Source organism: Yinghuangia sp. ASG 101, from assembly GCF_021165735.1.
GTDB lineage: Bacteria > Actinomycetota > Actinomycetes > Streptomycetales > Streptomycetaceae > Yinghuangia.
On record NZ_CP088911.1, the window covers coordinates 8,071,152 to 8,091,027 of the forward strand.

Sequence of the window (19,876 nt, forward strand, 5' to 3'; positions counted from 1 at the left end):
CGGACCGGTCTCGGTCGCGTGACGCGTGGGCGCGGCGGACGGGGCCGGGCCGCCCCCGACGGTCCCCTTCGCCTCCGCCCGGGTCTCCCGGCGGCAACACGCGTGCCTCCCGGCGCGGCACACCGCGAAAATCCATGGCGGATACCGGAGTGGGCGCGCAGGTCCCGTGGTGAGGAGGACCGGTGACCCGCGAGCACGACACACCGACCCGGCCGCGGCGCCCGCCGGGCCGTGCCCGCCTCGTCGCCCTCTCCTCACCCGACGTCGATCGCCATCACCACCGCCTTGGGCTCCGTGAAGAACTCCCGGCTGAAGTTGCCGCCTTCGCGTCCCACCCCCGAGTCGCCGACGCCGCCGAAGGGGGCCCGGAGGTCGCGGATGAAGAAGCAGTTGACCCAGACCGTGCCGGCCTTCAGGGCCGCGGACACGCGGTGCGCGCGGGACAGGTTCTCGGTGAAGAGCATGGCGTTGAGGCCGTACGGGGTGGCGTTGGCCGCGGCCACGGCTTCCGCCTCGGTGTCGAACGGGGTCACGACCACGACGGGCCCGAAGATCTCCTCCCGGCTGACCCGCGCGCTCGGCGGTGCTCCCGTGACGACCGTGGGGCGCACGACCCAGCCGTCGCCGAGGCCGCCGGTGGCGATGGTGCCGCCGTCCTCGGGGACGCCGTCGACGTAGGAGCGGACCTTGGTGTAGTGCTCCAGCGAGGCGAGCGGGCCCAGTTGCGTGGCCGGGTCCTTGGGGTCGCCGATCACCAGGGCCTCCGCCGCGGCGCGGAAGCGCTCCAGGAACGCGTCGTGGATCTCGCGCTGGACGTACAGCCGGCTCCCCGCGAGGCACACCTGCCCGGCGTTGGTGAAGATGGCCCGGATCGACCAGTCCACCGCCGCGTCCAGGTCGGCGTCGGCGAAGACGATGTTGGCGCCCTTGCCGCCGAGTTCGAGGCTGACGGGGGTGAGGTTGGCCGCGGCGGCGCGGGCGATCGCCCGGCCGGTGCCGCTCTCGCCGGTGAACGTGATGCGGTCCACGCGCGGGTCGGTGGTCAGCGCCTCGCCCGCCGACCCGGGGCCGAACCCGTGCACGACGTTGAGGACTCCGGGCGGCATGCCGGCGGTCAGCGCGAGCCGCGCGAGGATGGTCGCGGAGGCGGGGGTGTCCTCGGCGGGCTTGAGGACGACGGTGTTCCCCCACGCGAGGGCCGGCGCGATCTTCCACGTCTCCAGCATCAGCGGGAAGTTCCAGGGCGCGATGGCCGCGACGACGCCCGCCGGCTCGAAGCGGGTGTACGCGTGGTGGCCGCTGTCCATCGGCAGCGCCTCGGCGGGGGCCAGCCTGGCGTGGTCCGCGAAGAACCGGAAGTTCGCGGCCGAGCGGGGAACGTCCTTGCCGGTGCTCTCCGCGATCGGCTTGCCCATGTCGGTGGTGTCGGCCGTCGCCAGTTCGTGGGCGTGCTCCTCGATGAGGTCCGCCAACCGGTGCAGGACGGCGCCGCGTTCGGCGAAACCCATGCGCGGCCAGGGACCTGTGTCGAACGCCCGGCGGGCCGCCGCGACGGCTTCCCCGGCCTCGTCCGCGCCGCCGTGGGCGACCTCGGCCCACGGCTTCCGCGTCCACGGGTCGACGGTGTCGAAGCGGGCGGCGCCGCGCGACTCGGTCTCCCGGCCGTCAATGACGTGGGGAATCAGGTCCATCGTGCTCATTCCTTCTTTCCTCGATGGTCACGTCGCCGCTCGCCCAGTGCGCCGCGGGAACTTCCCGGAGAATGACGCGGATGTTCGACCGGGGCGCGCCGATGCTGTGCTCGACGGCGTCGGTGACGGCGGTGATCAGGGCACGCAGGTGTGCCGGGGACCGGCCTTCGACCAGGGTCACTTCGATCAGGGGCACGGGTGTCACGTGCCTTCCGGGCGGGGCGCGGGCGGGGGTGCGGGGCGCCGCGCGGAGCCCCCGGGGCCGGTGAATACCGCGCCGGCCTCGGCACCGGGCAGCACCTCGGCGAAGACGGTACCCATCACGCGCAGGCTGTTGTCGTGCAGGTCGGGGAAGTACCCGGCGACCGCGTCCCGGACGACGACCGCGCGCAGGTCGCGGAAGAACGCGTCGCGGACGGTCGACTCGACGCAGAAGTCGGTGCGGACGCCCGCCAACACCACGGTGGTGACGCCGAGTTCGTCCAGGAGTGTGTCGAGGTCCGTCGCGTGGAAGGCGCTGAAGCGGGTTTTGACGACCTCGTGGTCGCCCGGCCGCCGGTCCAGGCCGGCGACCACCTCGGCTCCCCAGGTGCCGCGCCGCAGGCCGCGTTCGCGCAGGAACGGGCTGCGCTCGGCCAGCAGGCCCACGTCGCCGTCCCCGGCCCACTCCATACGCACCCACACCACCGGCGTTCCGGCCGAACGTGCCTGGGCGATCAGGGAGTTGGTGTCGGCGACGAGCCGGTCGAGGCCGTCCACCCGCAGCCCGGCGGCGGCGAAGACGCCGTCGGGGTGGCAGTAGTCGTTCTGCATGTCGATGATCAGCAGCGCGGCGGTCATGCGGTCCGCCCCCGGGCCACGGTCAGGGCGGCGTGCGCGTCCAGGACACGGGTCAGCCGCGCGGCGTCGGTGCCCGCGATGGCCTCCACCAGGTCCCGGTGCACGCGCGGGCCGTCGGTGTTCACGCGGGCGGGTTCGTCGGGGGTGACGCCCTTGAGGCGGCTCTCGACGAACTCCAGGAGGGAGATGTACGTGTGACGCAGGATCTGGTTGGGCGTGATCTCGGCGATCCTGCGGTGCAGCGCCCAGTTGGCGGCCAGGTATCCGGCGGTGTCCAGGCCGTCCGACGCCATCGCCTGGGCGAGGCGCCGCATGTCGGCGATGTCGGCGGCGGTCCGGTGCCGCATCGCCTCGTGGGCGATCAGCGGCTCCAGGGTGTCGCGGACGACCAGGCAGTCCGAGACGGAGACCGAATCGCCGCTCAGCTCCAGCATCTTGCGGCCGAGGCGGACGAGCGCGGGCGGGGAGGCGACGAAGATTCCCCCGTTGACCCCCGGGCGCACCGAGATGGTGCCCCGCGACAGGAGAAGCCGGATCGACTCGTTGAGGGTGGCGACCGCCACGTCGAACTCCCGGCGGAGGCTCTCCTTCGTACCCAGGCGGTGCCCGCTGGGCAGGTTCTGCTCCGCGATGCGGTCTTCGATGCGCTTGGCCACCGCTTCTCCGCGCGACGTCTGGCGTGGCGCGGCCGTGGCGTCCTGGGTGCTCATCGTGGGTGCCCTTCGACTGGCAGGGGTGAGTGGGTGGCGCCGGCGGGCGGCGCGCCGATCGTACGGCCGCGCGCGGGAGCCGACGCGAGCCCGGGCAGGAGCGCCGTGGCGTTGCCCCCGAGGATCGCGTTCTCCTCTTCCTCGCCGAGTCCGATCGCACGAATGGTCTCAAGTGCCTTGCGGTCGACGAGATCGAAGGGGCTGTCGGTGCCGAGCAGGACGTTCCGCGCGGTCATGTCCTCCACGAGCCGGCTCAGCGCGGTGACGTCGAAGACGGCGGTGTCGTACAGCAGTCGGCGCAGGTAGTCGGACGGTGTGCGGGGCATGACGCGGGCCACCCGCTTGCGGTGCCATCCCAGGTCCAGGCGCGCGCCGACGGCCGGGGCGCACCCGCCGCCGTGGGCCAGGCACAGCACGAGGTCGTGCCGGTCCAGGACGCCGCCGAAGATGAGCCGGGACGCGGCGAGGGCGGTCTCCACCGGGTAGCCGAGGAGCTGTACGAGGTGGTAGTCGGCGAGCCGGTCGCGCGACGAGACCCGGCTGGGGTGCAGGAGGGTAAAGCACCGGCGCTCGGAAAGGGCCGTCCACAGCTCGTCGTTGACCGGGTCGTCCAGTTCGCGGCGCCCGCCGAAGGAGCCCATCGTGGCACCGGCCATGCCGAGCCGGTCGAGGCAGCGCGCGAGTTCGTCCGCGGCGCCGGGCAGGCCCACCGGGACGGTGGCGAGCGCGGAGAGCCGTCCGCCCGATCCGGCCACGAACTCGGCGAGCGCGTCGTTCGAGCGCCGCGTGACGTCCATGACCAGGCGGGCGTCGTCGGATTCCGAGGCGAAGAGGAACGGCGGTGCGGCGACGACGTGGTGGTCCGCGCCGGAGGCGTCGAGCAGGGCCAGGCGCAGCGCCATGTCGTGTTGTTCGGGGGCGAGCGGAATGGGCGCCCCGGGCGGCAGGCCGCACAGCGCCGGGTCCAGGGTGACCACGTGCCGGTCGGCGCCGGACAGGTCGGCGAGGCCTTCGCGCTCCAGTTGGCGCAGCAGGGGCATCGGCATGGCGTGCGTGTGGACGTCCACGACCGGCGCGGGCCGGGGTGTCGTCGCACTCGTGAGGGTGTCAGTCACGGCGTTCCGCCATATAGGTCTCGTAGGTGTCGCCCAGGAGCGAGCGCAGGAGCGCGGTGGCCGCCTCGGAGCTGCCGGCCTTCTCGCCGGTGCCGTTGATGAGCCGGGCGAGCTGCGAGAGCAGGTAGGGGTGCAGGCCGAGTTCGTGCAGGCGCAGGTAGTCGCGGTCGGCGATGGCGGTGCGTTCGGCGTCGGTCAGGGGGTACGCGGCCAGCACGTCCGCCTCGTGCGTCTCGAAGCGGGCGCGCAGTGCGTGGTCCCACTTCAGGTCCTGCACCAGGTCGTTGGTCCGCAGGAGCGGGTCGAATGCGTCGAGCGCCACGGCGTTCGTCCTTTCGTGTGGTCGGCTCGTGGGGGCGGCCGGGCGGGTCAGTCGAGGCTCCAGTGGACGGCGCCGAAGCCGCACCGCCATTCCTCGACCGCCGCGTACCCCAGGTTGGTCAGGGGGCGTGGCCCGATCGCGCCCATCACGACGATCCACGACAGGAGTTCGGCGGTGCCGCCGGAGCCGGCCTCCTCCATGCGCTCGAAGGTGGCCCGGTCGAGGATTTCGGCGTGGTCGCCCTTCTCCAGCAGGTCGAGCCACCAGTGGTCGAACTCCTCGTCGATCTCCAGGTAGCGGGGGCCGCCGGGTTCGTGGCTGAGTCCGCCCGAGCCCAGCAGCCCGACGCGCAGGCCGTCGGGGAGGCGGGTGCGGATCGCCTCGCCGAGGGCCTGGCCGAACGCGTGGCACACGCGCTGGTCGGGGACGGGCGGGACGGTGCAGTTCTGCAGGATGGGGACGACGGCGACGCCGGTCGAGGCCAGGGACGCCATCGCGGTGGGGACGGAGAGGTTGTCGTCGAACCGCAGGTTGCCCTGCTCGGCCCGGACTTCGGGGCCGCTGTCGCGGAGGGCCGCGAAGAGGGCGCGTGCCGTGTCGGGGGCGCCGGGCAGCGCGTAGTCGTCGACGCGCAGCCAGGGATGGAACCACGCGTCGGGGCCCGTGTGCCGGTCCGCGAGGCCGATCGTGAAGTCCGCGTAGTCGCTCACGCGGGCGTTGGCCACGTGGTCGTTGGCGATCACGAGGAGGACGTCGGTGCGGGAGGCGACGACGGCGTCGTGGATGGCGTCGTACGCCCGCCTGACGGTGTCTTGGTCGGCTTGCGGTGCCTTGTCGAACCACCCGGTGAGGCCGGGGGCGTGGCTGGCGGCCATGGCGAGGCTGATCTCGGCCACAGGCTCCTCCGTTCATCAAACCATCATATTGAATATAGCCATTTGGAGGGGGTGGGCTCAATCCGGTACGGCGGTGTTCTCCGACACGCCGCGCCGACCCGCCACCCGGGCCTCGATGGCGTCGGCGGCCAACTCGGCCGACACGTCGTGCGTCCGGCGGCCCTCCGCGCGCGAGGCCGCGGCCGGGTCGCCGCAGTAGCCCAGCGGCGTGACCCGCCGGGCGTCGTCGAACCCCCGCCGCCAGACCGCCAGTTCGTCCGGCCCCACCCGCGTCGCGGCCAGCCCGGACCGCACGTCGTCGCGGACCAGGTCCGGCCGCACGTGCGCCATCACCGACGTCTCCCAGCGCCCCGCGTGCACATCCGCGTACATCGGCCGCTCCCCGCCCCCGGCCGGCTCGTCGTCCGGCGGCGCGGCGTGCACGGTCAGACCGGGGTCGCCCGGATCGAGCCCGAGGCGCCGCGCCAGCGCGGGTTCCAGGACGAAACTGGCGTCCACGCCGCAGCGTTCGCGTGCGGCCAGCACGCCCCGGTGGATCGTCCGGTTGTGCAGCGCGTCGCCGTGCCCCGAGAAGCAGAACACCTGCCCGAAGCCGTCCCGCGCCATACCCGCCAGCAGGTCGGCGGTCACCTCGGCCATCAGCTCGGGCCGCACGCCGTAGGACGCCGGGAAGCTCCCGGACACCACGTTCACGCCCCAGTAGTACGGCGGCACGATCAGCGCCTCGACACCGCGCGCGGCCAGCAGGCGCCGGACCTCGCGCAGCCGGGCGCTGGGCAGATAGACGTCCGTACCCGTCGGCAGGTGCGGCCCGTGCTGCTCGATCACCCCGAACGCCCACAGCAGGACGGCGCCGCGCCGGGCCGCGTCCGCCACCTCGAACCACGTGAGTTCGGCCATCGTGTCGGCGAAGACGTCCGTCGTCGCCGGGAGTTCGGTGCTCATGCCGCCCCCTCGGCGGGGGCGGTGTGGAACGTCTTCGCGCGCTGGATCTGTTCGTACACGTGCGCCCGCAGCTCCGCGAAGCGCGGCAGCGCCCGTGTGCCGAGCTGCTCGCGCTCGGCCGGGAGGTCCACCACGACGTTCTCCATGACCACCGTCGGGGACGCGGACAGCACCAGCACCCGCTGGCCGATGTACACCGCCTCGTCGATGTCGTGGGTCACGAACAGCACCGTCATGCCCAGGTCGCGCCACAACGACAGCGTCAGATCCTCCAACTCCGCGCGCGTCTGCGCGTCCACGGCGGCGAACGGCTCGTCCATGAGCAGCACCGCCGGCTGGTACGCGATCGCGCGGGCGATGGCCACCCGCTGCTGCATGCCGCCCGACAGCTGCCACGGAAACGCGGCGTGCGCGTTCCCCAGGCCGACCGACTCCAGGGCGTGCTCCACGATGCGGTCGCGCTCCGCACGCGGCAGCTTCCGCCGCTTCAGCGGCAGCGCGATGTTCTGCGCCACGGTCATCCACGGGAACAGGCTGCGCCCGTACTCCTGGAACACCACGGCCATGTCCTCGGGCGGCTCGTGGACCGGCCGGCCTTTCAGCCGCACCTCGCCGCCGGACGGGGCCAGCAGGCCCGCGACACACTTGAGCAGCGTCGTCTTGCCGGCCCCCGACGGCCCGACGATACAGGCGAGTTCGCCCGAGCCCACGGAGAACGTCAGGTCGCGCACGGCCTCCACGCTGCGCCCGGCACCGTGGTACGTCTTGCGCACGTTCCGCACGTCGAGGAGGACCGAGCCGGGGGTCGTGGGGGCGGCGGGCGCCGCGTGGGTGGCGGTCATTTCTCTCCCCTTTGGGAACGGCGGAGCCCGTGGTACCAGCGCAGGGCCCGGGATTCGAACAACTGGAACAGCAGCGACAGCGCGAGGCCGATGAGGCCGAGGAGCAGGATCCCGCTCCACATCTCGGGGATGGCGAACGTCCGCTGGAACTGGACGATCGCGAACCCCACGCCGTTCGAACTCGCGAACATCTCGCTGATGACCATGAGGATGAGCGCGATCGACAGCGCCTGCCGCATGCCGACCACGATCTGCGGGCTCGCGGCCGGCAGGACCAGCCGCCGCAGCCGGGCGACCCCGGTGATCCGGTACGAACGGGCCGTGTCGGCCAGGACGTTGTCGATCGCCCGGACGCCCTCGGTGGTGTTGAGCAGCACCGGCCAGATGGAGCCGGTGACGATCACGATGATCTTCATCGTGTCGCCGATGCCGCTGAAGAGCATGAGCACGGGGATCAGCACCGGCGGCGGGATGGCCCGGAAGAACTCCAGCACCGGTTCGCACAGCGCCCGCAGGCGCGGATGCGACCCCAGCACCACACCGAGCGCCACGCCGATCACCACGGCCCCGGCGTAGCCGGCCGCCAACCGGGCCAGGCTGGGCAGGATGTTGTCGGCGATCCGCGAGGAGAACCAGGTGTCGCCGAACGCGGTCAGGATCTCGTCGAGCGGCGGGTAGTAGAAGTTGTCGCTGCGGGCGGCGAACCACCACCACAGGGCGAGCAGCACCGCAGGCAGGCCGAGCAGGAAGAGCAGGGAGGCGAGGCCGTTCCTGAGGATTCTCACGCCACCGCCTCCGCCCTTGCGGACGCGTGCCACGACAGCACGCGCTTCTCGACGGCCCGCGTCAGGATGTTGACGAGCACCCCGAGCGCGCCGGTCACGATGACCAGGGCGTACATCGCGGGGACCGCGTTGCTGGACTGCGCGAGGGCGATCTCGCTGCCCAACCCCGGGCTGCCGATGAGGAGTTCGGCGGTGACGGCGAGAACCAGCGCGACCGACGCCGCCAGCCGCACACCGGTCATCAGGTACGGGAGGGCGGTGGGCCACACCACGTGGCGCAGCCGCGCCCACGCCGTGAGCCGGTAGCAGGCCGCCGTGTCCCGGGCCACCGGGTCCACGTCCTGGACGCCATGCAGCATCTGCAGCAGCACCGGCCAGAAGGACGCGTACACGACCAGCAGCAGCTTCGACTCCAGCCCGGTGCCGTAGACCAGCACGGCCAGCGGCACCAGCGCCACCGACGGGATCGGGCGGAGGAATTCGATCGTCGACGCGGTGGCCTTGCGCAGGATGTCGACGCTGCCGATGAGCAGGCCGAGCACGGTTCCGGCGGCAACCGACACGGCCAGCCCGTACCCCCAGCCCTTCGCGGTGTCCAGCACCGCGTGCCAGAAGCCGCCCTCGCCGGCCATGTCGCCGAGCGCCGAGGCCATATCGCTGAACGGCGGCAGGTACTCCGAGGAGACGAGTCCGACGCGCGGCAGCACCTCCAGGATTCCCGCCAGCAGCGCGACGCCCAGCACGCCGAGGGCGGCGTCCGGGACGGCCCGGCCCCAGGCGCGCACGCGCCCACCGCGCCGGTCGGCCCCGGGCGCCCCGGCGGACGCACCCGGCCCCGCGGCGGCCCCGCCGCCCTCCGGCGGGCTTGTCCCGGCGGCTCGCGGCACCCCCGACGCGCCGCCGCGCTGCTTGAGCTTCACATCCATCTCCGACTCCTCGGGCAGGGTTGGGCGGCCGGTCAGTCGTTCAGCAGCCGGTCGACCGGCTTCAGGTTGTCGATCAACCCGGCGTCGACGGTGAGTTGGGCCAGGGACGCGACCTCGTCCCGGTTCGTCGTCGGCTCCCAGCCGGGCAGCGTCACGGTGTCGCTGACACCCGCGTTCAGCTGCAGGTAGCTGTTCAAGGTGGCGCGCGCCTCGTCGGGGTGCGCGTCCGCGTACCGGAGCGACTTCTCGAGAGCGGCCGTGAAGCGCTGCACCACGTCCGGGTTCTTCTTCGCGTACGCCTCGGAGGTGAACCATGCGGAGAACGGCAGGTTGTGCCCCATGCTCGCGTAACTCACCGGCAGCGCGTGGCCGCCCTGGGCCTCGACGGCCGAGGTGAACGGTTCGCTGATCATGACCGCGTCGACCTGGCCGGCGTCGAGGGCGGCCGGCATGTTCGGGATCGGCACCTCGACCAGCGTGACGTCGTCGGGGACGCCGTTCTTCTTCAGGGTGGATTTGATGGCCACGTCGTTGATGCCCTTGAGGGTGTTGACCGCGACCTTCTTGCCCTTCAGGTCCGCGACCGTCTTCAGGTTCGCGTCCTTGGCCATCAACTGCCCGGCGCCGTCGTCGAGTTCGTTGTCGGAGGCGCGGGCTCCCACGGACACCATGCGCACCGGGACGTCCTTGTCCTTGGCGATGAACAGGCTCACGAGGTTGGAGTAGCCGAACTGGAAGTCACCGCTGACCACTCCGGGGACGATCGCCGCGCCGCCCTGCGAGTTCTGCGTCTTGACGTCGAGGTTCTGCTCCGCGAAGAAGCCCTTCTCGATGCCCAGGTGCACCGGGGCGATGTCGATGATGGGGATGACGCCCAGCGTGATCCGGGTCGGTCCCGACCCTCCGCCGCCCCCGTTCGAGCCCCCGCCCGACCCGCAGGCGGCGGCCGTGGCGGTGGCGAGTACTGCTGTCGCTATTGCCGCGGACAATCTGCGGCGACGCGAAAACGACATGGCTGACTCCCTGTGACTGGTGTTTCCGGGGAAGTTGGGACCGCGCGCGGATCCGCCGTGCACCGGCGGCGGCGCGTGGGGACGGCGTCCCGGGCGGTGTGCCGCGGCGGACGCGTGCGGGGAAGGCGAGGGAAAACGGGGGAGGTTGGCGGGCGAGGGACGAGCGGGACGCGGGGCGCCGCGCCGGTGGGTCGGCCGGGCCGGGCTGGGGCCCGGGGAGGCCGAGGGCGGGCGGCGGTGCGGCGGGCTGTCGCGGGGGAGCGGGAGTGGGGCGGGCCCGGCGCTCAGACGGCGCCGGTCAGCGCCAGGGTGCCGAGCGCGCCGAACTCCGCGGTGACGGTGACGCCGGGCCCGAGGAACACGGCATCGGTCAGGCCGCCGGTCAGGACGGTCCAGCCCGCCTCGATGGCGAGCCCCCTGCGGGCGAGGCTGTTCGCGGCCAGCGCGAGTGCCGCCGCCGGGTGCCCCTGGACGGCGGCGCCGGTGGCGGTGGCGACGGTCTCCCCGTCCACGGAGAGACGGCACGTCTCGGCGGCGAGGTCGAGCGCGTCCGCCGGCAGCGACACGGGGGAGACGACGAACCGACACGAGGAGGCGTTGTCGGCCACCACGTCCGGCAGGGCGAAGCTGAAGTCCCGATAGCGGCTGTCGATCACCTCGAACCCGGCGTGCACCGAGGCGACCGCCCCGAGCGCCCGCTCGGGCGTCACATCCGGCCCGGACAGCCGCTCGCCCATCGTGAACACGATCTCCGGCTCGACCCGGGGGTGGATCATGCGGTCCAGCGCCACGGGCTCGCCGGCCGGCAGCCGCATGGCGTCCGTGAGCCATCCGGTCAGCGGCGAGTCGATGCCCATGCGCTGCTGCTTGGCGTGCGAGGTGAGGCCGAGTTTGGCGCCGACGACCCGTTCTCCGGCGCCGGTCTTCCGGCCGAGCAGGGTGTCCTGAACCAGGTAGGCGGTGTCCAGGTCGAGTTCCGGCCACAGGTCGGTGATCCGGCCCCCGTCTCTCGTCCGCGACTCGCGGTTCAGCAGTTCGTCGGCGGCTCTCTCGATCGTCCACTCGGCCATGAACACTCCTTCGGTTCGGCGCGGTCGAGGCGCGGCTGCGCCCTCGTGACAAGCCAGGTCAGAGGGGTCGGCGACGCCGTGTCGCCGTCGGCTCGGGGCCGGCTCGGGTCGGCTCGGACGCGGGTGGGGCGTCCGTCGTCCGCGCGATTGCGGGAGTCGTTTCCTGTTCTCCTGAGGCGGCGCCGTGCGCCGGTGCAAGGAGTATGGAAGAAGGAAACGACTATAATCAATAGATTGGTGATAGCTGATTTTAGGACGACTCGGTGTTACGGAGGACCGCGCTCGCGTAACAGCGTTGTTAAGTCCCGTCGGCGGTGGTTCCGCCGCGGTCAGGCAGCGCCCGACCGCGGCGCGTCACCGGTCGCCCGCGCCGCGGCGAGGTCCAGCGCGATGTCGGTGAGCATGTCTTCCTGACCGCCGACCATGCCCCGGCGCCCGGCCTCCACGAGGATGGCGCGGGTGTCCAGACCGTGGCTTCGCGCCGCGGTCTCGGCGTGCCGCAGGAAGCTGGAGTAGACGCCCGCGTAGCCCAGGGTGAGGGTCTCCCGGTCGACGCGGACCTCCCGGTCCTGGAGCGGGCGTACGAGGTCGTCGGCCGCGTCCATCAGGGGGAACAGGTCGCAGCCGTGCCGCCAGCCCATCAGGTCCGCCACCGCGATGAACGCCTCCAGCGGACAGTTGCCCGCACCCGCGCCCTGGCCCGCCAGCGAGGCGTCGACGCGGGTCACGCCGTTCTCGACGGCGACGACGGTGTTGGCGACGCCCAGGGCGAGGTTGTGGTGGGCGTGGATCCCCAACTCGGTCCCCGCGTCGAGTTCCTGCCGGTAGGCCCGCAGGCGGTCGCGCACACCGTCCATCGTGAGCCGGCCGCCGGAGTCGGTGACGTAGACGCAGTTGGCTCCGTACGACTCCATCAGCTTGGCCTGCCGGGCCAGTTCGGCGGGCTCGGCCATGTGCGACATCATCAGGAACCCGGCGACGTCCATCCCCAACTCGCGGGCGGCGTCGATGTGTTGCGCGGCGATGTCGGCCTCGGTGCAGTGCGTGGCCACCCGCACGGACCGGATGCCCAGCGCGTGGGCCCGGCGCAGGTCCCGGACCGCCCCGATCCCCGGCAGCACCAACGTGGTCGGCACGGCCCGCTCGGTGGCGGCGGTGACGGCCTCGATCCACTCCCAGTCGGTGTGGGCGCCCACACCGTACGTGATACTGGAGCCCGCGAGCCCGTCGCCGTGCGCGATCTCGATCGCGGCGACCCCCGCGGCGTCCAACGCCCCGGCGATCGCCCGCGCCTGCGCGACGGAATAGCGGTGGCGGACGGCGTGCATGCCGTCCCGCAGCGTCACGTCCTGGATGTACAACGACGGTACGGCGGCGGTCATCGTGCGGCCCCCTCACTCCGCCGGTGGGCGGCGATCTGCTCGGCCGTGCGCAGCGCGGCCGACGTCATGATGTCGAGGTTCCCGGCGTACCGCGGCAGGTAGTGCCCGGCGCCCTCCACCTCCAGGAAGACCGACACCTTCGCGGCGCCGGCACCGGCGTCGGGCGGCAGCAGGCCGCGCAGCGGATCGTCCGCCGCGACCGGGGCGATCTGCACGCGCTGCTTCAGGCGGTACCCGGGCACGTACGCACGGACCCGCTCGGCCATGTCCTCCACCGAGGCGGCGATCGCCTCGTGGTCGCCGTCGCCGATCAGGCAGTGCACGGTGTCCCGCATGATCAGCGGCGGTTCGGCCGGGTTCAGGACGATGATCGCCTTGCCGCGCGCCGCACCGCCCACGCGCTCGATGGCGTCGGCGGTGGTCTGGGTGAACTCGTCGATGTTGGCCCGCGTGCCCGGTCCGGCGGACTTCGAGGCGATCGAGGCCACGATCTCGCCGTAGTGCACGGGAGTCACCGCGCCGACGGCGGCGACGATGGGGATCGTGGCCTGCCCTCCGCACGTGACCATGTTGACGTTCGGCGCCGTCAGGTGCGTTCCGCCGTTGACGGGCGGCACCACGTACGGGCCGAGCGCGGCGGGGGTCAGGTCGACCACGGTGCGGCCCAGGGCGCGCAGCACGGCGTCGTGGCGGCGGTGCGCGCCCGCCGACGTGGCGTCGAAGACCAGCCGCACATCGGCGAATTCGTCCAGCGCCACCAACCCGTCGACGCCCTCGGCGGTGGTGGCGACCTTCAGCCGCCGGGCTCGGGCCAGACCGTCCGAGTCGGGGTCGATGCCCGCCATCGCGGCGATCTCCAGCGTCCGCGAGGTGCGCAGCAGCTTGATCATCAGGTCGGTGCCGATGTTCCCCGAGCCGATGACCGCGACCTTGGTGCGCGCGGCGTCGGCGGCGGGGGGACGCGGCGCGTCCGTCAGCGGTGTCGTCATCGGTTCGCTCCTTCCGCCTCGAACCCGACCGCGACGCCGCCGAGCGAGGAGATGTGCGCCTCGAACCGGTCGCCGGGCGCGCACACGGTCATGGGTCCCAGCGCGCCGGTCAGCACGATGTCGCCGGCGCGCAGCGCGTCCCCGCGCAGCGCCAGGGCGTCCGCGAGCCACGCGGCGGCGTGGAACGGGCTGCCCAGGCAGTCGGCACCGGTGCCCTCGGACGCCGTCTCGCCGTTGCGGGTCATCGTCATCCGCACCGTGCTCGGGTCCAATCCGTCCGCCGGAATCGGGGTGCCGAGCACGAACAGGCCGCACGAGGCGTTGTCCGCCACGGTGTCGACGATGCCGATGTCCCAGCCGGCGATCCGGCTGTCGACGATCTCCAGGGCCGGCATCGCGTACGCCACGGCCCGCGCGACGTCGCTCGCGGTGGCGCCCGCGCCCGGCAGATCCCTCCCGAGCACGAACGCGACTTCGGCCTCGATCTTGGGTTGCAGCAGGCGGTCGGCGGCCACGAGCCCGCCGTCCGGCACCCGCATGTCGGCGAACAGCGCGCCGAAGTCGGGCTGGTCGACGCCGAGTTGCCGCTGCACCGCTGGTGACGTGAGCCCGATCTTGCGACCGACCGGCCGACGGCCGACGGCCTCGCCGCGGGTCAGCCCGAGACGCTGCACCGCGTAGGCGGCCTCGATGTCCTCGGCGGCGAACAGATCCCGGACCGGTGGACAGGGCACGCCGGTACGGGACGCCTCGGCGAGGATGTCGGCGGCGCGCACGACGGCGTCGCCGCCGGCGGGCGGTCGCGCGGGGGACGGGTGGGACGGCGGCATGGGGGAGTCCTTCCGCTGGTTCACGGGGGAGCGAGGCGGTCTCGGCCCGGTGGGCGGCCGTCGCTCGGACGTCCGGTATAGACCGGCCCGGTTCCGCCTGACAAGATTCGTTCCGTGCCACGGAATCAGACAAGCGACAACATGCTGAAGAAATCCGTCAATGTCCTGGAAAGCTTCCAGCCGACCGGGGGTCCGTTCCGCCTGACGGAAATATCGGAGCGCACCGGCCTCCCCAAGCCGACCGTCCACCGGTTGGCGGCGGAGCTGACCGCCCTGGGCTGGCTGGAGCGCTCCGGCGCGCAGTACCGGCTCGGGTCGAAGCTCTTCGAGCTGGGATCGCTGGTGCCGCGCCGCCGCGATCTCCGCGAGGCGGCCCTGCCGTTCCTCCAGGATCTGTTCGAGGCCACCCGCGAAACGGTGCACCTGGGCGTCCGCGAGGGCCACGATGTCGTGTACGTCGAGCGCATCCACGGCCACGGGGCGCCGCCGCTGCCCTCGCGCATCGGCGGCAGCCTGCCGCTGACCTGCACCGGCGTCGGCAAGGCCCTCCTGGCCTTCTCCGGACCCGAGCTGACGGAGGAGGTCCTGGCCGCGCCGCTGCCGAGCCTGACACCGCACTCGATCACCGACCCGACCAGGATGCGCACCGCGATCGAACAGGCGCAGGCCTCCGGGCTCGCCTACGAGGACCAGGAGTCGACGCCGGGGCTGAGCTGTATCGCCGCTCCCGTCTTCCGGGCCGGCGAAGCCGTGGCCGCACTCTCGGTCGCCGTCCCCCGCTCCCGCTTCCGCCCGGCCAACCTCGCCCCCGCCGTCCGCACGGCCGCGCTGGGATTGTCACGCGTTCTCCGCACGGACGGCTGACGGCCCGCGCCCGGGCCGACGACGCGCGGGGGGTCGCGTGCGCGGCGGCGTGCCGCGCGCGGTGTGCTGTGCCGGAGTCGGTGGCGCGGTCGCGGCGCCGCGGCCGTCCGGCCGTGCGGGCCGGGTTCGCTACGTCGGTGGTGGGCGGCGGGTCACCAGCGGTCGACGGGGGTGGTGTCGAGGCCCAGGGGGCGGGCGTACGACGCGTCGTTCTTGTCCCACGTGCCCTGGATGAAGCCGGCGAACGCCCCGGACGTGAGCAGGGAGGTGTAGCCGGACATGGTCCACTCCAGGGTGCAGCGGCGCAGGGCGATCCTCCAGGTGTCGTCGCGGCGTTCGAGGCGGTCGAGGTAGCGGCCTCCCAGGAGCAGCACGTTGTCTCCCTTGCGGGGGCGCAGCGCGCCGATGACGTAGCTCTCGCAGTGGGCTTCGTCGCCGTCGATCTCGCAGGTGTGCGTGGTGATGTTGTGCAGGTGGTCGACGAAGACGGCCGCGTGGGCCCGGTTGGCCTCCTCGCCGTACTCGGGGCCGGTCGTCACGGTGTGGCCGCGCTCGTCCAGGCCGTCGTCGTGGTAGATGCCCGCCAGGATCTCCAGGTCGTGGCGGTCGCGTCCGCGCGACTGGTTCATGACGCAGTCCAGGATCGCCATGCGGTCCTTGACGTACCGCAGTTCGCGGCGGATCTCGCGGAGTTCGTCGTCGACGGATGACATGGCGGTCCTTTCCTTGGGGCCATATTTTTTAGGCGGTTGTATAAATAAGTCTGCACGAACGTATAGCATCGGCGGGCGCGACGCGAAGATCCGGAGGAAGCCATGGTGATCACGGTGGTGCGGCCGAAGGCGAACGCCCGGACCGGGGCCGGGGACACCGCCCGGGCGCGGCCCCGGCTCCGCTCCAACCCGGCCCCGACCCGGTACTTCGCCTCGGCCTCGCCCCCGGAGCCGTCGGCTCCGGTCCGTCGCCCCGCGCCGTGAGCCGTGGCCCGCGGCGCCCGCGCCGTGCTCCCGCCCCGGCGAGGCGCGAACTCCCCTGGAAGGTACCGAGATGGCAAGAGTGGAACCGCTGCCCACCCGCGCGTGGCCCCGCGAGATGCGGGCCGCCTTCGAGGCCCTTGTCCCGCCCGTCCCCACGCACCCGCCGCTGGTGCAGGAGGGGCGCCCGCAGGGTCTGAACGCGCTGGGGACGTTCGCCCACCACCCCGAACTCGCCCGCGCCTTCTTCACGTTCAACGGCTACGTGCTGCGCGGCACGACGCTCACCCCGCGCCAGCGCGAGATCCTGATACTCCGCGTCTCGGCGGTCTGCGGGTCGGACTACCAGTGGGCGCAGCACGTCCTCGCGGCCCAGGACACGGGCCTCGGTGCCGAGGACGTCGAGCGCGTCGCCGCGGGCCCCGACCCGGACCACTGGGACGCGTTGGACACCGCGCTGATGCGGGCGGCCGACGAACTGCTCGCCGACGGAACGATCTCCGACCCGACCTGGGCCGCGCTCGCCGCCGAACTCGACACGCGCCAGATCATGGACGTCATCTTCAGCGTCAGCGCCTTCCAGGCCGTGGCACGGCTGTTCCGGGCGTTCGGCGTCGAACTCGACGACGACCTCAAGCGCGCCGTCGGCCGTTGAGGCGGAGGAGACGTGCGGGAACCGCGACGCGGCGCGGTTTCCCGCACGCGTCGGAGCACCCGCGACCTCACGGCGCGAGGACCGACGTGATCCACGTCCGGCAGGTCTCGCGGGCTTGGCCCTTGTCGCCGGTCAGGTGTGCGTCCACGAGGCGGCTCGCGGCCAGGCCGCGCAGGAGTGCCTGGTCGACCACGGCGCCCGCGTCGTCAACATCCGGCACGGCGCCGCGGTCACTCGGGACGGGAACCGGTCGCCGGCCGACCCGATGTTCGACCGGTTCTGGCACCTCGCGGCGGAGTCGGGGGTGGTGGTCGCGACCCACGACGGCCTGGACGAGACGTACACGCCGGTGCACGAACTGATGGGCGAGGTCTGGGGCGAGCGGCACATGGGCGGCATCGCGCCCGGCGATACGCGGTACCTCGGCCAGTCGTCGACGTTCTCGGGGCTCATCAAGCACCGCACGGTCCACGACTTCGCGTACGTCCTGGTCGCCCACCGGCTGTTCGAGCGTTTCCCGAAGCTGCGGATCGCCTTCATCGAGAACGGCTCCGCGTGGGTGCCGTCCCTGCTGCTGGCACTCGACTACCTGGCCCACGGCGGCGCATTCACGACCAGTCCGCGCGACCAGTTCATCGAACACTGCTGGGTCGCGCCGTTCGTCGAGGAGGACGTCGCCGACCTGGCCCGGTTCCTGCCCGTCGAGCGCATCCTCTTCGGTTCCGACTGGCCCCACGGCGAGGGCTACCCGGCGCCGAAGGACTTCCTGGCCAACGTCGCGACCTTCACCCCGGCACAACAGCAACGGATCATGTACGGCAACGCCCGGGAACTCACCTTTCCGCGCTGAGCCGGCTTCGCCGTTGCGCGAACGCACCTCCGGGCGCCGAGCTTCGCGGCTGTGCGAGCGCGCCGGTGTCCGAACGGTGCCCGACCTCGCCCCCACACGAGAGCGGTCCGGCCCGCCCCCACCGACTGACCGCCGTACGCGAAGGCACCCACCCGCACGACACCGCTCCGCCGCACACCCCCGCGGACCACGTCATCGACGCCGTCATGGCGGGGGAGCGCTACGTCGTCACCCCCGCGGACCTCTTCGACGCTGTGTCCGAACGCAGCGACGACCTGCTCCAGGCAACCCTGGACGCGGGGACACGCAGCCGAGCCACGCCCACCAGGACCAAACCCACCACGCGTCCTGACGAGCCCGCGCGTTGGGGTGTGGATCAGCTGAGGTGTCGCCACCTCGGAGGCGTCGGAAGCCGCGGCACGCGACGAGGCCGCGGCCACGGACGACTCGATCCACGGTGTGTCGCCGGAGGTGCCGTTGGAGGGGGCCGTCCGGCGCACCCGTCGGTCGAGAAGCGGCCGGTGCCGAAGCGGATCGACCGCGCTCGACACCCGTGGCCTGAATGCCCGACCTCATGTCAGCCAACCTTTCGGCGCCGTCTTGTGGCGTCCAAAACGCCTTCCGATACTGGCACTTGGCCACCTTGAAGCACGCGTACACCACCCGTCCCGGCGCCATCGCACGCGCCCGACACCACCCTCGCGCCGCCCCGGCCGACCACGTCGAGGGCACGACCTGTCGGCACCGCCGCAACCCGGCACCACGGTCTTGGAGGAAACGCCGTGCCGCTTCCCGACCAACCGCTTCACGGAGCGCTCGTGCGCAGCCCGCGACTTCCCGGGGGAATCCACACCGGGAAGGCCGATATCAGCGGCGACATCTACACCGAGTTGAGCGGCCTCCACTACACCATTCACCTGAGCAAGCAGGCGGTCGTCTGGGTCGGCGGCATGAAGAAACTCTTCAGCCAGTTCCTGAAGGCCTCCATGGAGGCGCTGGAGGAACTCGCGCCGTTCTTCGAGCTGATCGACGCGTACATCGAGACCGAGGTCCAGGCGATCAAGGCGGTATCGGACCGGGTTTCGGACGGACGGGTCAAACTGGAGGGATACATTCCCGACCCCGCCGTGGTGCCGGAGCCGGACGAGGGCTACGTCCCCCCGGGAGGGTGGAACCCGCCGGACCCCGTCAACGGCCTGCGGTGGTGGACCGTGAACTCCATCAACCTCTACAAGAACCGTTGGACCTTCACCGCCACCAATTCGAATCCGAACGAGTCGTCGGTGTCGTCGGTCTACTTCTCCACGGAGTACGACGGGAACGCCATGCACGTCAACCCCCGGGATTTCCGGGACACCTACGCGTGGCCCTGCCTCAGGGGCCACACGCAGTTCGACACCGGAGTCGACACGTGCACCTTCGTCCCCCGCACCGGGATGTGGTGGCTGTTCAACGGCCCGTACTGCGTGCGAACGAACGGCTACGGGGACTCCGTCACCTGGTCGCCGTCGAAACTGACGGACACCTGGCGGGGGCTCGCCCGGATCGACAGCGGAGAATTCGGCCAGGACGAGAAAGACCAGTGGGCCAACGGAGTCTCCTGCGTCACGGCCATCGACGACATCTACCTGTTCATCTCGGGAAAGCGGATCGTCTTTCTCGACGCGGGCAGCGGCGACATCGTCTCCCCCATCCCCTTCTTCGACGCCCGCCCCATGGGTATGGCCGAAATGTGGCCGGCCTTCGCGGACCTGGAACAGGCCGGCATCATGTACGACCAGGCGCCGAAAGCCGTGCACTGGGACACCAGCGGCAAGGACGACCAATGGTTCTTCGTCTTCCACGGCGTACTCTTCACCAACCGCCCCGGAGTCGACGAGGGCCGCTTCTATTACAGCTACCTCGGATGCCAATCCGACCTGTCCCTCGACAACTACAGCTGGAACGCCATGTTCTCCTACCTGAACGGCCCCTGGCCCTACCCCCGCTGCGACTGACCCCCACCCCCCACCCCACGGACAACACCCCCACACAACCATCGCGGCGCGTCGTGGCGTCGCCGGGAGCCGCGTACGCGGAGTCAGCGTACGAGCACGTTCCGTGGACAGCTGGGATGGTTTCGGTCACGCTGGGGGGAGCACGGACGGTCGCGGTGGAGTATTGGGAGGACCGCGAAC

Annotated in this window: 22 protein-coding genes; 4 read left to right on the forward strand and 18 right to left on the reverse strand. The window is 72.0% G+C overall.

From position 1 onward, the window contains the following. Positions 1-254 precede the first annotated feature (254 nt). From LO772_RS34525 to LO772_RS34600, 16 genes are all read right to left on the reverse strand, one after another. Positions 255-1,691, reverse strand: coding sequence for an aldehyde dehydrogenase (locus tag LO772_RS34525; protein ID WP_231779815.1), 1,437 nt, complete (start codon positions 1,689-1,691; stop codon positions 255-257). Then, positions 1,666-1,887, reverse strand: coding sequence for a 2-hydroxymuconate tautomerase (locus tag LO772_RS34530; protein WP_231775980.1), 222 nt, complete (start codon positions 1,885-1,887; stop codon positions 1,666-1,668). Before LO772_RS34530 ends, LO772_RS34525 begins: the two co-directional genes overlap by 26 nt. 5 nt (positions 1,888-1,892) lie before the next feature. After that, complete coding sequence (locus LO772_RS34535) at positions 1,893-2,531, reverse strand: cysteine hydrolase family protein (protein ID WP_231775981.1); 639 nt, start codon at positions 2,529-2,531, stop codon at positions 1,893-1,895. Further along, positions 2,528-3,241, reverse strand: a complete 714-nt coding sequence (locus LO772_RS34540; RefSeq protein WP_231775982.1) for a FadR/GntR family transcriptional regulator — start codon at positions 3,239-3,241, stop codon at positions 2,528-2,530. Before LO772_RS34540 ends, LO772_RS34535 begins: the two co-directional genes overlap by 4 nt. Then, a complete protein-coding gene (locus LO772_RS34545) occupies positions 3,238-4,356 on the reverse strand; it encodes an amidohydrolase family protein (RefSeq protein WP_231775983.1) in 1,119 nt (372 codons plus the stop codon). The genes LO772_RS34540 and LO772_RS34545 overlap by 4 nt, the downstream gene beginning before the upstream one ends. Beyond that, complete coding sequence (locus tag LO772_RS34550) at positions 4,349-4,678, reverse strand: extradiol ring-cleavage dioxygenase (RefSeq protein WP_231775984.1); 330 nt, start codon at positions 4,676-4,678, stop codon at positions 4,349-4,351. Before LO772_RS34550 ends, LO772_RS34545 begins: the two co-directional genes overlap by 8 nt. 47 nt (positions 4,679-4,725) lie before the next feature. Continuing rightward, positions 4,726-5,574: a hypothetical protein gene (locus tag LO772_RS34555; RefSeq protein ID WP_231775985.1), complete on the reverse strand. Its 849-nt coding sequence runs from the start codon at positions 5,572-5,574 to the stop codon at positions 4,726-4,728. A gap of 57 nt (positions 5,575-5,631) precedes the next feature. Beyond that, positions 5,632-6,519 (reverse strand): creatininase family protein, encoded by an 888-nt coding sequence (locus LO772_RS34560; protein ID WP_231775986.1) that lies wholly within the window; start codon positions 6,517-6,519, stop codon positions 5,632-5,634. Next, positions 6,516-7,361, reverse strand: coding sequence for an ABC transporter ATP-binding protein (locus LO772_RS34565; protein WP_231775987.1), 846 nt, complete (start codon positions 7,359-7,361; stop codon positions 6,516-6,518). Before LO772_RS34565 ends, LO772_RS34560 begins: the two co-directional genes overlap by 4 nt. Continuing rightward, positions 7,358-8,146 carry an ABC transporter permease gene (locus tag LO772_RS34570; protein WP_231775988.1) on the reverse strand — a complete coding sequence of 263 codons (789 nt, stop codon included), beginning with the start codon at positions 8,144-8,146 and terminating at the stop codon, positions 7,358-7,360. The genes LO772_RS34565 and LO772_RS34570 overlap by 4 nt, the downstream gene beginning before the upstream one ends. Beyond that, a complete protein-coding gene (locus tag LO772_RS34575; RefSeq protein ID WP_231775989.1) occupies positions 8,143-9,072 on the reverse strand; it encodes an ABC transporter permease in 930 nt (309 codons plus the stop codon). The genes LO772_RS34570 and LO772_RS34575 overlap by 4 nt, the downstream gene beginning before the upstream one ends. A 32-nt stretch (positions 9,073-9,104) precedes the next feature. Continuing rightward, the gene (locus tag LO772_RS34580; protein ID WP_231775990.1) at positions 9,105-10,085 is read right to left on the reverse strand and encodes an ABC transporter substrate-binding protein; all 981 of its coding nucleotides are present in this window, start codon (positions 10,083-10,085) and stop codon (positions 9,105-9,107) included. 284 nt (positions 10,086-10,369) lie between these two features. After that, positions 10,370-11,155 (reverse strand): 2-keto-4-pentenoate hydratase, encoded by a 786-nt coding sequence (locus LO772_RS34585; protein WP_231775991.1) that lies wholly within the window; start codon positions 11,153-11,155, stop codon positions 10,370-10,372. Positions 11,156-11,484: 329 nt separating this feature from the next. Further along, complete coding sequence (gene dmpG, locus LO772_RS34590; RefSeq protein WP_231775992.1) at positions 11,485-12,537, reverse strand: 4-hydroxy-2-oxovalerate aldolase; 1,053 nt, start codon at positions 12,535-12,537, stop codon at positions 11,485-11,487. Beyond that, the gene (locus LO772_RS34595; RefSeq protein WP_231775993.1) at positions 12,534-13,526 is read right to left on the reverse strand and encodes an acetaldehyde dehydrogenase (acetylating); all 993 of its coding nucleotides are present in this window, start codon (positions 13,524-13,526) and stop codon (positions 12,534-12,536) included. The genes dmpG and LO772_RS34595 overlap by 4 nt, the downstream gene beginning before the upstream one ends. Beyond that, on the reverse strand, positions 13,523-14,356 hold the full coding sequence (locus LO772_RS34600; RefSeq protein ID WP_231775994.1) for a 2-keto-4-pentenoate hydratase: 834 nt from the start codon (positions 14,354-14,356) through the stop codon (positions 13,523-13,525). The genes LO772_RS34595 and LO772_RS34600 overlap by 4 nt, the downstream gene beginning before the upstream one ends. A 141-nt stretch (positions 14,357-14,497) precedes the next feature. Between LO772_RS34600 and LO772_RS34605 the strand changes: the two genes are divergently transcribed. Beyond that, the gene (locus tag LO772_RS34605; RefSeq protein ID WP_231775995.1) at positions 14,498-15,220 is read left to right on the forward strand and encodes an IclR family transcriptional regulator; all 723 of its coding nucleotides are present in this window, start codon (positions 14,498-14,500) and stop codon (positions 15,218-15,220) included. A 152-nt stretch (positions 15,221-15,372) separates the two neighbouring features. Here LO772_RS34605 and LO772_RS34610 read toward each other — a convergent pair whose 3' ends face one another. After that, a complete protein-coding gene (locus tag LO772_RS34610) occupies positions 15,373-15,933 on the reverse strand; it encodes a nuclear transport factor 2 family protein (protein WP_231775996.1) in 561 nt (186 codons plus the stop codon). A gap of 334 nt (positions 15,934-16,267) precedes the next feature. Here LO772_RS34610 and LO772_RS34615 point away from each other — a divergent pair, with 334 nt between their 5' ends. Beyond that, positions 16,268-16,849 (forward strand): carboxymuconolactone decarboxylase family protein, encoded by a 582-nt coding sequence (locus tag LO772_RS34615; RefSeq protein WP_231775997.1) that lies wholly within the window; start codon positions 16,268-16,270, stop codon positions 16,847-16,849. 67 nt (positions 16,850-16,916) lie between these two features. On the opposite strand, the gene LO772_RS36170 is transcribed toward LO772_RS34615, so the two are convergent. Next, positions 16,917-17,069 (reverse strand): hypothetical protein, encoded by a 153-nt coding sequence (locus LO772_RS36170; RefSeq protein ID WP_331717362.1) that lies wholly within the window; start codon positions 17,067-17,069, stop codon positions 16,917-16,919. On the opposite strand from LO772_RS36170, the gene LO772_RS34620 reads away from it, so the two are divergent. Beyond that, the gene (locus LO772_RS34620) at positions 17,031-17,699 is read left to right on the forward strand and encodes an amidohydrolase family protein (protein WP_443089481.1); all 669 of its coding nucleotides are present in this window, start codon (positions 17,031-17,033) and stop codon (positions 17,697-17,699) included. The two genes, LO772_RS36170 and LO772_RS34620, sit on opposite strands and share 39 nt — an antisense overlap. Positions 17,700-18,517: 818 nt before the next feature. Then, positions 18,518-19,696 carry a hypothetical protein gene (locus LO772_RS34625; RefSeq protein WP_231775998.1) on the forward strand — a complete coding sequence of 393 codons (1,179 nt, stop codon included), beginning with the start codon at positions 18,518-18,520 and terminating at the stop codon, positions 19,694-19,696. Positions 19,697-19,876 lie beyond the last annotated feature (180 nt).

What these genes read in the sequence shown, in the direction of transcription:
- LO772_RS34615 (WP_231775997.1), top strand. Translation starts at nt 16,268, where the DNA reads ATGGCAAGAGTGGAACCGCTGCCCACCCGCGCGTGGCCCCGCGAGATG.
- LO772_RS34535 (WP_231775981.1), bottom strand. Translation starts at nt 2,531, where the DNA reads ATGACCGCCGCGCTGCTGATCATCGACATGCAGAACGACTACTGCCAC.
- LO772_RS34580 (WP_231775990.1), bottom strand. Translation starts at nt 10,085, where the DNA reads ATGTCGTTTTCGCGTCGCCGCAGATTGTCCGCGGCAATAGCGACAGCA.
- LO772_RS34540 (WP_231775982.1), bottom strand. Translation starts at nt 3,241, where the DNA reads ATGAGCACCCAGGACGCCACGGCCGCGCCACGCCAGACGTCGCGCGGA.
- LO772_RS34610 (WP_231775996.1), bottom strand. Translation starts at nt 15,933, where the DNA reads ATGTCATCCGTCGACGACGAACTCCGCGAGATCCGCCGCGAACTGCGG.
- LO772_RS34595 (WP_231775993.1), bottom strand. Translation starts at nt 13,526, where the DNA reads ATGACGACACCGCTGACGGACGCGCCGCGTCCCCCCGCCGCCGACGCC.
- dmpG (WP_231775992.1), bottom strand. Translation starts at nt 12,537, where the DNA reads ATGACCGCCGCCGTACCGTCGTTGTACATCCAGGACGTGACGCTGCGG.
- LO772_RS34605 (WP_231775995.1), top strand. Translation starts at nt 14,498, where the DNA reads ATGCTGAAGAAATCCGTCAATGTCCTGGAAAGCTTCCAGCCGACCGGG.
- LO772_RS34560 (WP_231775986.1), bottom strand. Translation starts at nt 6,519, where the DNA reads ATGAGCACCGAACTCCCGGCGACGACGGACGTCTTCGCCGACACGATG.
- LO772_RS34585 (WP_231775991.1), bottom strand. Translation starts at nt 11,155, where the DNA reads ATGGCCGAGTGGACGATCGAGAGAGCCGCCGACGAACTGCTGAACCGC.
- LO772_RS34600 (WP_231775994.1), bottom strand. Translation starts at nt 14,356, where the DNA reads ATGCCGCCGTCCCACCCGTCCCCCGCGCGACCGCCCGCCGGCGGCGAC.
- LO772_RS34575 (WP_231775989.1), bottom strand. Translation starts at nt 9,072, where the DNA reads ATGGATGTGAAGCTCAAGCAGCGCGGCGGCGCGTCGGGGGTGCCGCGA.
- LO772_RS34525 (WP_231779815.1), bottom strand. Translation starts at nt 1,691, where the DNA reads ATGGACCTGATTCCCCACGTCATTGACGGCCGGGAGACCGAGTCGCGC.
- LO772_RS34565 (WP_231775987.1), bottom strand. Translation starts at nt 7,361, where the DNA reads ATGACCGCCACCCACGCGGCGCCCGCCGCCCCCACGACCCCCGGCTCG.